Annotated in this window: 7 protein-coding genes; 1 reads left to right on the top strand and 6 read right to left on the bottom strand. The window is 37.1% G+C overall.

Annotated elements, in window-relative coordinates; translation table 11 throughout:
* Positions 1 to 687 precede the first annotated feature (687 nt).
* The 5 genes from EJF25_RS17715 to EJF25_RS17695 all read right to left on the bottom strand — a co-directional run bounded on the left by EJF25_RS17715 (position 688) and on the right by EJF25_RS17695 (position 10,192).
* The gene (locus EJF25_RS17715; protein ID WP_125042172.1) at positions 688 to 3,567 is read right to left on the bottom strand and encodes a glutaminase family protein; all 2,880 of its coding nucleotides are present in this window, start codon (positions 3,565 to 3,567) and stop codon (positions 688 to 690) included.
* Positions 3,568 to 3,958: 391 nt separating this feature from the next.
* The gene (locus tag EJF25_RS17710) at positions 3,959 to 4,837 is read right to left on the bottom strand and encodes a hypothetical protein (RefSeq protein ID WP_125042171.1); all 879 of its coding nucleotides are present in this window, start codon (positions 4,835 to 4,837) and stop codon (positions 3,959 to 3,961) included.
* A gap of 106 nt (positions 4,838 to 4,943) precedes the next feature.
* Positions 4,944 to 5,552, bottom strand: coding sequence for a hypothetical protein (locus EJF25_RS17705; protein WP_125042170.1), 609 nt, complete (start codon positions 5,550 to 5,552; stop codon positions 4,944 to 4,946).
* A 989-nt stretch (positions 5,553 to 6,541) separates the two neighbouring features.
* Positions 6,542 to 8,128 (bottom strand): O-antigen ligase family protein, encoded by a 1,587-nt coding sequence (locus tag EJF25_RS17700; RefSeq protein ID WP_125042169.1) that lies wholly within the window; start codon positions 8,126 to 8,128, stop codon positions 6,542 to 6,544.
* A gap of 42 nt (positions 8,129 to 8,170) precedes the next feature.
* Positions 8,171 to 10,192 carry a transglutaminase domain-containing protein gene (locus EJF25_RS17695; RefSeq protein ID WP_125042168.1) on the bottom strand — a complete coding sequence of 674 codons (2,022 nt, stop codon included), beginning with the start codon at positions 10,190 to 10,192 and terminating at the stop codon, positions 8,171 to 8,173.
* A gap of 879 nt (positions 10,193 to 11,071) precedes the next feature.
* Here EJF25_RS17695 and EJF25_RS17690 point away from each other — a divergent pair.
* Positions 11,072 to 11,794 carry a hypothetical protein gene (locus EJF25_RS17690; RefSeq protein WP_125042167.1) on the top strand — a complete coding sequence of 241 codons (723 nt, stop codon included), beginning with the start codon at positions 11,072 to 11,074 and terminating at the stop codon, positions 11,792 to 11,794.
* On the opposite strand, the gene EJF25_RS17685 is transcribed toward EJF25_RS17690, so the two are convergent.
* Positions 11,730 to 13,391 (bottom strand): IS1182 family transposase, encoded by a 1,662-nt coding sequence (locus tag EJF25_RS17685; RefSeq protein ID WP_125040504.1) that lies wholly within the window; start codon positions 13,389 to 13,391, stop codon positions 11,730 to 11,732. The two genes, EJF25_RS17690 and EJF25_RS17685, sit on opposite strands and share 65 nt — an antisense overlap.
* Between the last annotated feature and the right edge of the window lie 299 nt (positions 13,392 to 13,690).

Below are 13,690 nucleotides of genomic sequence, written 5' to 3'. Positions count from 1 at the left end.
AGTATATCATTCAACCCAAACACCTATATCTTTCCCTTGACTCTCCTATATCATTCACACAACTCTTGTACATCATTGGTGTAACTCTTATACATCTCTCAAGTAACTCTTATAGACGAAATCTAATAGAAATTAGTAATCTGAAAAAGTACACATAAAACAGAATGGAACAACGATCAGTTCGATAAGAAAAGTACAAAAGAAAAAAGGCTGGCAGGAACTACAACCATGAATAACTTCTTCCTCCGAATAGAGTCTAATAAACAAGTTACAACTCCGGTCCGATATGGAAGATGATCTTCACAACATAAACATGTTTCCCCCATGTTGTTCCTACCAAACCTAATATCTACATATTAAAACAATTATTTTCTATTAAGAAAACAAGCTTCTTTTTATTTCAAGCTATTCACTGAACCTGCTTGATCTGGAAATAACAAGATAACTCAATAAACTAACACCATTAATGATCTCATCTTGTTATTTTGTTGTTGCAAAGATAGGGCAATTTTAATAGCCAGACAAGGGGGTGTTACAGAATAAATCCCAATATATCTCTGATTATAAACAAATTACCAAATCAATAATTTATTATTAGAACCCTATTGTAACATTCCAAACCAATTCTTGACATACACTTGAACTAATATTTCTATTTTTGAGCAAATATTTCCATTAGATATTTGTTTATTTCTGTTCTAATAACCTAATGAAGTACCCTCCCACCACTGAACGCCCGCGAAAGTCTACAATAGTTGTACGATCCGTATTTATAAAATCTGCCATTGGTACACGATCTTTAGTCTCATTCATAAACTTATGAAGTGGTAAAATAAACTTGCGGAACGTCGTACTATCTGTACTCAACGAAGCCGTCCATACCGTCCAATCAGTTTTCGTATAACTATGTCTGCTATCCAACGGACAACCAAACTCATTCATCTTAGTCAGGTAGAAATCCATTTCCTTCTGGATAACCCTCTCCGGGAAAAGATTCAAGTCAAGCAATCTATCCCATACCAAATTATATTTCATTCCCCAACTATCCGGTTGGTCGAAAGCCAACCGATAATGATCTCCGTCATAAGCAGATTCCTCCCATTCTTTAACCATCTCACGGGCAGCATCCATATATTTCTTCGCCTCTTCTTTCTTATTTAGCATTTCCGCTAACTTTGCATACGAAGCAATACCTAAAATACTTTTAGCAGATAAATTAGCATGGTGATGACATCCCCCTGCAAAATTATCCGTTGTCAATTGATCCCCAGTATCCGTACCAATTTCCAATAAATACTCTGCCCAATGCGTTAGCGTCTCCCAATGCTTTTCCGCATACGAAGCATTCTTCTCCATTTTGGCAATGGCAGCAGTCATTATCAAAGCATTTCCTGCCTCTTCCACAGGCATATCACCGCCTACTGTTTGTCCGTTCACAATCGGATAACCACCGAGATCGTGCACTGGATAAGGTTTTCCCCATTTCCCACTTTCACTATAATAAAAGAAAGGATTCAACATCGCTTCCACCAACTTTGGATTATAACGAAGATAAAGCGGAGAAGCCGGATAATATTCATCAACCGGTCCCACCTGCGGAGTAAAATAAAGCAAATCACCTTCTGGTGATTCGGACATTTGAAAAGCAGAGACCGATTGTCGATAAGCCAAAGCACAAAGCTCAGCATATTCTTTTCCTCCGACAAGATAAGCATCTGCCATTAATTGGCGATCAAATTCATAACATTTAGCCATCACCTCTTTATATTCCTCTTCTGCTTCCACATATAAATCCTCTATAGTCTTTTCTCCATTCTTATTCCAATAAGGACGCAAATCTTCACCAAAATAAGCCATCGTATACAAACCATCAAATGCAGCAGTCAGGTGTTGAGGAAAATCGCTATCCACATCCAACTTCTGCGCAAATGCGGCATAACGCTTTTCATTCGACTTTCTCATCTGTTTCAGATCACCTTCTTTCATAAAGTAGGCACGCATTTCAGCAGCGTCTCCCTGCGCACAAGTGACATCATCCTTCGTTCCCAAATAGAAATATCCCCATGCACGATCTTCCCTTTCTTTATTTACCCATAGTTTCTGATTCTCTTTTCCGGTTTTCATCAATGCTAATCCATCTTTCTCATACATCTGCGTAGATTGTCCGGCGTCAAATGCTTTGTGTGGGTCTATTTCAAAATAGATAGCAACATCGTGTTCGTTATCGTCCAATGCCTTAGCCTGATAAGAGATGTAATTAACGGGACGGGCAAGAGTTTCTAAATCATCGAGTAAATAAGGAGCAGTAAAACTAAGTTTCAGTTCCACGTCTCCACATTCAAATGTATAGTGTGTCTGCGTAGCCTGTACATCTACCGATTTTTGCCTGGCTTCCTTCGATTCGGCATATAAACCGAAATCTACCAATGCACCTCCCATCCGGTTCTCGCAATGGGCAGCGATCACTGCCTGCCCGTCTTTCATGGTATCTGCAATCGAATCCGGAATATTCACTCTCAAATCACTCTTCCATTCATATCCGGTACTAACCAACTGCATTCCATTCACATACAATTGGAATACATCATCATGAGAATAACATAAATAGATCTGCTTATTCTTTACCAATGACGGATCGAACGTTAACTTCCGCCTCACCCAAATGTTGGGTGAAAACCACGGTGTACGGACATTTCGCTGGTCATTGGTACCAAAAGCAGCCTGCCCCTCAGTCCATGCAGTATCATCAAATCCAGCTGTTTCCCAATTTTCTTTAGGTTGTTCCATCGTATATTTTCCAGTCCATTCTTTTTCATAAGAAATAGGAGCTAACGTTTCAACAGGAATAGTCGGTTCTTCTGCAAAAAGTCCAAAGTCTACCAAGCCTCCTCCTTCACGATTTTCACAATGGGCAGCAATTATAGCTTTTCCCCCTTTCATGGTTTGTAAAATAGAGTCGGGAACTTCCACTTTAAAGTTTGCTCCCCAATCATAGCCGGTACTCACCAATTGTTTTCCATTGATGTATAATTGAAATACATCATCGTGGGAATAACGTAGATAAATCTTCTTATGTTCCAACAAATACGGATCTACATCCACTTCCCTACGTACCCAAATATCAGATGATACCCATTGCGTTTTTGCTTCCCACATTCCGGGAGTACCAAATGCACCTTCAGATATCTGCCAACGTTTGTCATCAAATCCGGGCTGTTCCCAACCTTCGTCGGGGATTAAACATGTAAACTTACCTTTCCACTTTTCATGGTCCAACGCCATCGGTGCAATAGTTTGCATAGGCAGTTCCTTACTTCCCATGAAACGGTACATGACACCATCTACTCGTAAGAATCCGATAAAAGGCAGTTGTTTACTACCACCAAAAGTTACATTCTGGTTATTCAATTCATCTGTCATAGACCACACTTTCATATGTGGATGCAGTGTCAATAACGGATAAGCAGGTACACGAAGATTATTTTTAGTCGTTTCATCAGAATACGGTGTACTTTTACAAGCTCCTAAAAAAATAGAGAAAAAGCAAATAATAAAATATTTTTTCATACTAACAATTAGTTATAGAAATTTAATCGAAATAAAACCTTCGATTAATCAAAGTATTACACAAATAATCAGTAACACAATAGACAATTTTCATCCCCACATATATGAAACAAAACCAGTCTTCATATTTTTTATCAATATCCCACTTATAAAAGTTCCGACACTTAAGAACCGCACACCTCTATGAGTGCTAAAATCCCCAACCTTATCCATAAAGATGAGTCACAATATTCTCACCAATATATATATACATACTTAATAACAATAGTTCTTCATCATTTGAAAATTATAGAAAGCTCTACCGAAATAATGAATTAACATTTATTTCGGCAGAGTAAATGATAAAACTAATAAAATAAATGACATCTCTGCCGATTAGTTCGTTTTTATTTTATCGGCTATGTACTATACTTCCAGAAGCTCCAGTAGCTCCTCCAGAAATTGTAAATCCAACCCCATTCCATTCTACTGATACAGAAAGAACATATGCATGTGCATGTCCCCATGCGAATTCATGGAACTTAGATGATCCAAGTTCTCCGTTAATCGTTTGTATTTTTGCATCGCAAGACCAACCAACAGCCGAGTCATGAAGTGCCAACATACTACGATTACACAATATTCCATTACCATCAAAAAACGAACTGCAACTAATAGTATATTCCCAAACAAGATTGCCCCAGATGTTATAACCACCATCATTCTGTAAAACAAAACTCCGTTCTGTAACACCGCCTCCTTCACTCCTTGTTTTGATTGCTTTCACATCCGACTTTATCTCCCTAGCTCGTGATTCATGGTTACCTGACATTATTATCATATGTCCTATATGGTCATAAAGAATACCGCCCTGCTCATTGGAAGCAATAGCTGTGGAATAATACGTTTTCCCTTTATAACACCACTCTAACTCGAGTATATCCATACCCACTTTTATTATAGAATCAAGCTGAAGCTTAAGAGTTTTACTTGGATCATCAACGCCCATTGATTGTGCTTTTTGCCTGATAATCTTCAGGGAAACAATCTCAAAGTTCAAACTATCCGAATACATAACGATGTCGGCATTATCAACGAACAACTGTTCTAGTAGTTCAGATCTCTGATTCTCTGTATTGATCTTTCCGTTGTAGGAATGTCTGACAAGAGCAAGTCCATTAATAGCTGATCTTGCGGTCGAACTATTATAATTTTTAGCACATCTCAACTGTTCCTGCCAAGTAGTCGGAAATGATGCATTCTCATTAGAATGTAAAGATTCTGAGTCCAAGAAAACATCCGCATTACAAGAAACTAAAAATAAATTTACAATAAATAAAAGAAGTAATTCCACTTTTTCATAATGAACAAATTTAATTTATATTAAAAACATATTATTATTCCTTATTGGTAGAATTCCGACTATTTATGATCTTTTTATCGCGCGTGTACAACCGTGAAGTTATGAAATCAGTGGGAATACCATCACTCGGTACAATGCTTAGAGAACGGAATCTCTTCCCCTTATAGCTCCAATCCAATTCCAAATAATCAAAGCCAATTCTGACATTTTCATAGAGCTGTTGTTTGATCATCGCAATAGAGTCTTCGGTCAATTTTCCGGAATTTACCATTTGACGAACTGTAACTATCTCAAAATTAGGGTATATCTTCTGTTGAATTATAACGTCGTTATTCGTAAAGGTGGTGTCGCTTATAACCAAGTTTGACAACAACGAAACGGTAGCTGCTTTGTCAGAACAAATAGTCTCTATCAGTCGTGACTTATGCTTTTCAGACCTTATTTTCCCTTTATAGGTATACTTCAACAGTTTTAATTGATTTAAATCGCCCATGTAGTCTTTGAATGCATCATTTTTTAGATGCTCCAGATATTTCTGCCAAGTAGGCTGTGAATCTTGTGCACGACTTACGGGCATAAACAAGAAAACACTCGCCAAAAAAAATACAAAGAATGCATTTCGCATCCAATTTTTCTTATTCATAGTAAAACAGTATTTTTTATTTTTCACACTAATTATTTTATTAAATTATGTATATTTACACACGGGTGATATAACTTCCTTATATCTTACTTTAGTATCTACATTTCTACTAAAGTACTCATTAAACTAATAAAGTTACATAGACCCTAATTCCATTTATTTACTACCTTAAATTAATCAACAAAAGAGAGTATCCATTTCTTTTTTATTGAATAGCACAGAAATTCCCAATGTGCGATAAACATAAACCACAAAATCTGTAGTTTCACGGCAACTACCGGTTTTCTGTTGAGCAACTTCAGGTTCCACGTGTGGAAAGTGGGCAAGAAAGACAGTCGTGAGAACCGTTCCCATTGTTTCTAAATTACAACTATTCAGTCCTCTAAACTATTGTATAACATTTGCAAAAATACAGTCATTTTAAGCATCACACAAGAGCCTGTTACACATTTTCCCCAAGTACTTACTGATTATCAACACTTTAAACAATGGAATAATATTATCCATATATACATTGTAACAAAAAACATAGCCCCCAATTCATATTTGAACAAATATTATTGTTCATTTTGAGACAATATTCTCCTAACAAACAATTATCTCACACTTTTGGACTATCCAATAATTACCTTCTACTATTTTATTTCTATTGACTTTGAACAGATGCAGAAAAATGCTTCACTACCATCAATAGACTCCTATGACTATATTATCGGAAAAATACTTTCATATATCAAGAAAATTTGCGAATAATACATATAAGTCTAGCATACGTCGACTAATTATTAAAAGATTGGGTACTCCTAGCATATAAAATATCACCATCATGCGTAACTTTTTAGATATTAATCTTTTATTTTTCAATTCTGCCAATGGGTATATACACGTTTAACAAGATTATTGCAACGAAATATGCCAGATCAAAAAACATTACCTTTAGATTTAATAAGTCAATATATTATGTCTATGCGATAAATTACACACTATTCCTATTTTCCTCGCTCTATACGTATTAATTCTCTTTTCATCTCTCTTTTCATCATCAAAATAGAGGAAGTTTCAATCTTTACATGTTTATCAATAATCAACTTTGCCATTTCTATCATTCCCTCTTCATCTTCATTTTCTTTATATAAATAGAACAGTTTATAAAAAGGTAAAAAACGGGACGGACACATCAAAGCAGCCTTGTTATAATACATTTCTGCTTGTTCTTTCTTTTTTAACGACTGATAAATCTCCCCTATTAACAACTCCAAATCATAATCAGCCCAATATTGACGGCATTGTAGAGCCACCTCCAAACTTTCTTCATATTGCTTATTTTCCGATAAAACAGCAGCATAGTTATAAAGGAAATAAGGATTATCCACAAAAGATGTTTTTAGTTTTTCATACGAAGGAAGAGCCTTATTATATGATCCGCAAAGAGCTAGTTTGGAGATCTTACCCCACTCTAATTCTGCCTGTATACGTTCCACTAACTTATAAACACCTATTATTGAGCATCCTAAGACCAACACCCCTATCACATTTCGTCTCCATTCCACAGCAAGAAAATCCTTAATATATTCTTTTGCAATAACAAAGACAGACAAGAAAGTAATAATCCACGTAAAAGGATAAGTAAACGGATAAGAGAATAATGAAAATATACCTATCGAGATTAGCACATACAGAGCTATTCTCTTTTCATTAGTAACATTCTGTTTATAGCAATAAAACAGTAAGAATATGATTGCAGCCAAAACCAGCAAACCAATAATCCCAAAATTCAAAAGAACTCCCAGATATTCATTAAAGGGCTGCTTTACATTATCGGCTAACATGGCAAAGCGACTCTGTTGCCCATGTACCTTAAAATATTCAGCCTGATAGTCCATATAATGGGCTTCGAAGCTGCCTATCCCATGTCCAATCCAAGGCGATTCCTTTACCATATTTATACCACATTGCCAAATAAGCATCCTGCCGTCGGCGGAGTCCTTTTTCATCCAATAGGAACATACTAAAAGCAGAATCAGCCCACCGGATAATAAATAGTTCCATATCCCTTTACAAATAAACCGACTATAAAAGAATATGGTACAAATTGCCACAATACTAACAATACCTGCCCTCGAACCTGACAAGAATACTGCTACCAGAAGGATAATTCCAATTATCCACCCCAGATATTGAATATACTTATGATTACCTTTCTGAATTAAAAATCCAATAAAAGGAAAGCCGGCAGAAAGAGTAATTGCAAATCCCGCAGGGTTATCAAAGCTACCTGTGATCAGATAAACGGAGTCTGAAGAAAACACATTAAAATATTGCAATAAACCATATAACGCTTGCAAACAACAGATGCCAACAATACTTATCCCTACCAAAGACAAATCCATTACCACAGGTTTTCGCAGTAATATTCTGAAAGAGACATACAAGCCCATTCCTAAAGTGATTAATATTACAAATAACCATTTAGGAACGATATATGGATCTGTAAACGATAGAGAATACACAAATACGGCAGTTAAACATAAGACTATCAAACTACCTTGAATGACTGTTGGTTTAAATGTTATCATTATATGCGCACTATATTAATTATAAAAAACGCTAGACAGCTCTTATCTCCAGACTTGTCTTCCATCTTCATATTTAAAAATCCGTTCCTGAACGCCACGCGAATAGTTTTTCAACAGTAATAACGTATGAGCAGGAACATTTTTATATGACAATGAATCTGCTCCGGAAACTTGCCTTCCAAGAGATTCCCATTTATCCCGCTTTGCACAATAGAATAATTCATATTCATCGCCCGGACGAATATAATTATCATAGCTGCGGGGAGTATAAACAATCTTTCCGATCTGCTTCGGAGTCCCCAGATCAAGACCTGCCCAACCTCCGGAAGGTTCAATATAATCATAGGAAGTCGTAACGTCTCCATCAAAAGTGTTCGTATATTCATGCGAACCGTCTTTCTGAAAACATCCGGGAGTTCCAATCACTTTCCCTTTTAAAGGAACAGTATCCCCCGACCCATAAAATGCCACTTCTGCAATGTTGCAATGTGCATCCCTCGGACCAATATATCTAACATAACGATAGGCTTTCGAAGAATAAGACTGAACCACCGTCTGCAAACGTTCCGGCTTTCTGTCTATCCTATACAAAATATCTTTCTCGCGAAAAGCAGGGTCATTGCTTCCTTCAAAGGTCCCGCCGATCATACGGTTGCGAAAAAAGTCTTCTCCCCGTAAAGTATATTTAGCGAATAAAGTAACATCCTGCACACTATCCGAGGGAGTATAAAAATGAAACTCATTGGAAATATCAACCTCAAAAGGATCTGTCCAGAAGCGAAGATGTCCCTGCTCATAAGTAGCTACGCGCATTACAGAACCTTTCTGTATATCCTTAAAGACAAGTTTTCTACCATCGAACTCAGTCCACGCAACAGGTTCCCACTCCATCAATCTACTTGCACAGAGATAAGCAATCCGGGAACGAGGTCTACCCCTATAAATAGCCGATCCGGGAATTTTCAGTTCTTTCTTAAAGTCTTTTGTATATGAAAAAGTAACATCCACTAAATGAGGGTCCTCAAAAAGAGGAACGATAACCGTATCCAACGCCTGCATATCTTCCTGCATGGAACGATTCAGACTAAATGTATTACGATAAACCTTGATTTTAGGAATTGCGCACACTCCATCTTTCCTAACCTCACTCACGCCATTAGGAAATTCATGATAATAGAGCGTACCATATTTATCGGTAAACGAAATCCATTGATGACTATCATTCTCATCGCCACGTATCGGCATAAAATCGATTGCACAAGGAATTCCCAATGCGCGACAAACGTAAACTACAAAATCTGTTGTTTCACGACAACTGCCGGTTTTCTGTTGGGCAACTTCGGGTCCCACATGGGGAAGATTTGCAGGGGCTACAGTTGTGAAAACTGTTCCCTCTTTACGAATAGAGTCAAGCAAACAACGAGCTGCTACAATCGGATCTGCTTTATCAAGTACACCGGATGCCCGCAAAGAATCAAGCAAAGGATTATACTTCCGATAAATGTTTTCCCGCCAGCTACTCAAAGTCTCGTCGCCAATACGATAAGGGAGAAGGTATTCACAAAAAACTGCAAATGAAACATGTTTCCCCCATGGTTGCTCCTGCCAAACCTTAAATGCCCATTCAATGTTATTACAAAGATATGCAGAATCTACCGTTTCGATATCCTTGCAAGATTGCAAAGAATCCAATTGAAACGCTCCATACATATAGTGGATAGAATCAACTAACAAATTAGGAGAGATTCCCATTCCACGTGTCTCTTGTAATAAAGTATAATAAGTAAGATACTGTTCCAACCGTTTTCCTTTATAATAGGTATAATAAGGCATATTTTCTATCAAGAAACATGCAGCTTTATATTTTAAACTATCTGCCGGATCTGTTTGATAACGAGACAATACTTTTTCCAGTTCGGCACGATTCTCACCGGCTTGCTGTAGGGCACTCTCTAATAAAGCAACTGCCGGAACATTCTTTTTTGTCCCTGTACAAGAGAAAAAAAGAAAATTTCCAATAACAGCAAACGAACAAACAAAAAATAATTTTATCAATACTTTCATCGTACCTGAAACCCTATTTTGTATTTATAGTTGTAACTATTAAGTTCACCAATAACTGTATAACATCGGCAAAGATACAGACAATCTAATCGCCACACAAAAGACTGTTACATTTCCTTCGATTCATACCTATTGTATATTAACAGATTAAAGCACCATAAAATATATTCTTTATTATATATTGTAACATCAAACATCAATTATCAATTCATCATCGACTAAATATAATTCTGCATTCGAAGAAAATAAGATCGATTAAACAGAATGATGTTTGCAAAGGTGGAATCATTAAAATAAAAAGAAAGGTAGTTATAAACTGAAATATTCCATACACATCTTCTTATGCAACATTAAAATAAAAGATTGGCGGAAACAGCAATAGTGAAAAACATTTCTTTTCAACTAGAGTCTGGTAAACAATAAGCATACATTTGTTACTCTATGTTTTGTATCTAATACAAGAGAGAAAAAGTAATTCACTAAATGCTTCTTGAACATTCCCCCATGTACGTTCCCGCCAAACCTTAAATTTTCGTTCAATACATACAATAAATATAATAAAACTCTTTTTCTAGAAAGTAAGACAACTCATACTAACATTATCAGTTATCTTTGCCCTTATTAAGATTTTTATTTCTTTGCTAAAATATTACACTTTTCAATAATACGCAACCGCTTGTTACACTATAAGGGAATATTATAACTTCATTATTAAGTAATTAGCTAAATAAAATAAGCATTTTACACCTAATATTGTAACATTCGCAAAATACGCTAATCATACATAAGAACTGATTTTTCTATTTTTAGAACAGATATTTTCCCTCTAATTTACTTTTTTCCACTTATTTTGCAGCAAATTTAAAACTTAGAAAAATCATGACTGGTAATAATATGAAAAGTATCTCGTATGTAATAGTATTTGTTTGTGGAATATTGACCACCTTCTTTATCTATAGTTGTAGTAATGATGAATATTATGCTGACGAAGCACAAAGAGAAGAGAACGGTATAATTTCAACTCGTGCTCTCTCATCTAGAACAATGGGAATAGGTGATACACTTATTGATTCTATTGCTGCTTCTGATGAGTTCTGGGAATTTCAACTGAGTAGTGAACTTCTTGCACAAAAATTTGATGCTTATGCTTCATCATTAGGAGAAGAAGATTATGATAAGCTTATGGAAAATCTGAATAATGATGATTATATGGATGAATTCATTCAAGTGGCTAATATGGAAGAAGTACTACAACAAATGAATAAAGCAAAAGAAAACTTGATGAAAAACACTGGATTTTTAAGATTAAGTGAAGATGAAAAAGCACAATTAATTATGCAGTTTGCCGAAAGCCGTTCAAAAACTAAGGCAAATTTATTGAAAACAAGACAAGAAGGAGGAAACATATCTGAATGTGAAAAGAAACGGGAAGCTGAAATTCAGCAAGCTGAAAAGAATTATAACTCTAATGAGGTTGTGTCAAAACGTTGGCACAACCTTTTTCTAAAATTTATAGTCCTGTTATCTTTTCTTTTGGCTATGCCGCTTTTTTCTCATTCATTTGGTAACAAGTTACTATATTCCCGTTGTATCGAGTTATAAATAGCCCAATAAATATAGATTTAGCAAGTGTAATGAACTCCTTTCCTGCCTTTCTCAGTTTTGCACACATCTTTTTGATATTAAAAGCTATGGCAAAGAAGGCAAAGTCCATTGTCACCTTGTCTTCTCCCATATGCCGGAACCTTCTGTATGCCATGTTGTATTTCATTTGTCCAAAAACGGCTTCCGGTTCTATACACCGCCTGCCCCTATGCCTGATTCCTTCTTCTGAGAGCAACCTTTCCCGTGCCTGCCTTTTGTATTGGTTTAACCGGTGGTTGACTTCTATAATACGGTTCCCCCGGGCTTTAAAGCAACTGCCACGCAAAGGACAGCCTTCGCATCTTTGTGCTTTATACCGGGCACTTTCGGAGATGTATCCGCTCGCTGTTTTGTCACGTCTGGTTCCTATACGGTTCATGTGCTGCCCCATAGGACAAACGTAGTAATCCTCCCCCGCATTGTAATGGAGACTCTCCGCATGGAATGGGTTGGGGGTATAACGGGGACGCTGTTCTTTATGGAAGTAGTTGTACTTGACAAAGGCTTCTATCCCATTATCTTGCATGAACCGGTAATTTTCTTCCGAGCCGTAACCGGAGTCTGCCACACCGATACCCGGTAAGCGGTTATAGCGGTGCTGGAAGGAGTGGAAGAAAGGGATCAGGGTCAGCGTATCGGTGGGGTTGGGAAACAGCCGGAAGTCTATGATGAACTGGTTTTCAGTACCTGTTTGTAAATTATACCCGGGCTTGGTCTGCCCGTTCTTCATGGCGTCTTCTTTCATACGCATGAATGTAGCATCAGGATCGGTCTTAGAATAGGAATTACGTTCTCCAAGGACTTCAAGGTGATTGTCGTATTCCATCAGCTTGTCACGGTACTCCTCAAGTTCCCGGACCTGTTTCTTCTTTTCCCGGATGACTTTCTTTTGTTCCTTGTCCTTTGTTACAGGCTGGTGTTCCAGCACCTCTTTAAGTTCATTCACTATATCTGAGAGCATGGCAGGAGTGAACTCTACGGATGTGTCTTTGGAGGAGTTCTCTTGGGCTATGGCTTCATCTACCTGCTCCAGGAGAATGCGGATCTTATCCATCAGCTTTGTACGGTTCTTTTCGACTGTCTTGCGCCAGACAAAAGTATATTTGTTGGCCATGGACTCAATCTTGGTACCGTCGATATACTCTACGTCAAGGCTGATAAAACCTTTGTCGGCAAGGACAAGAACCAACTGCGTAAATACGGTATTTATTTCTTCTTTTACACGGTTTCGAAAACGGTTGATGGTAATAAAATCCGGATGTTCATTACCGGAAAGCCAGATATAATGGATGTCACGTAGGAGAAGCTTCTCTATCTTGCGGCACGAATAGATATTGTTCATGTAGGCGTAGATAATTACCTTGAGCATCATTTTAGGATGATAAGGACAACGACCGGTTGCTTTATAAAGCTTCTTGAAATTGTCAAGATTGAGATTATCAACAACTGTATTAACGATGCGAACCGGATCGTTCGATGCTATGTTCTCATCAATTCTTCCGGGAAAAAGAACTGTTTGGTTGGGAATGTAAGGACGAAAATGTAACTTTGCCATAACGAAAAACTTTATGCCTAAAGTTACAAAAATTTTGGGTAATAACAAAGCCCGGGCTTGCGAAAGTCTGGGCTTTGCGCATAAAAAAAGGTTGTGCCAGCATTTTGACACAACCTCCTTATCCCTGCTATATACAAGCGGCAGCTAGGCGTAACTGCGAACTAGAATGGGCAAAAAAACATTACCAAGAATGTATAGGCAACTAACTAAATACATCATTTTATACTGTATAATTTGTGGCATTAGCATTGGCATTTGCTATCTAAATTATATAATAGAGGACATTAATTACGTCCTCC

Source organism: Bacteroides faecalis (assembly GCF_003865075.1).
In the GTDB taxonomy this organism is placed as follows: Bacteria; Bacteroidota; Bacteroidia; order Bacteroidales; family Bacteroidaceae; genus Bacteroides; species Bacteroides faecalis.
Note: the sequence above shows the minus strand (reverse complement) of the source record. Positions and strands in the feature narration are given on the sequence as shown.

Excerpts from the sequence above, each read along its gene's own strand:
- EJF25_RS17715 (WP_125042172.1), bottom strand. The coding sequence starts at position 3,567 with ATGAAAAAATATTTTATTATTTGCTTTTTCTCTATTTTTTTAGGAGCT.
- EJF25_RS17705 (WP_125042170.1), bottom strand. The coding sequence starts at position 5,552 with ATGAATAAGAAAAATTGGATGCGAAATGCATTCTTTGTATTTTTTTTG.
- EJF25_RS17700 (WP_125042169.1), bottom strand. The coding sequence starts at position 8,128 with ATGATAACATTTAAACCAACAGTCATTCAAGGTAGTTTGATAGTCTTA.
- EJF25_RS17695 (WP_125042168.1), bottom strand. The coding sequence starts at position 10,192 with ATGAAAGTATTGATAAAATTATTTTTTGTTTGTTCGTTTGCTGTTATT.
- EJF25_RS17690 (WP_125042167.1), top strand. The coding sequence starts at position 11,072 with ATGACTGGTAATAATATGAAAAGTATCTCGTATGTAATAGTATTTGTT.
- EJF25_RS17685 (WP_125040504.1), bottom strand. The coding sequence starts at position 13,391 with ATGGCAAAGTTACATTTTCGTCCTTACATTCCCAACCAAACAGTTCTT.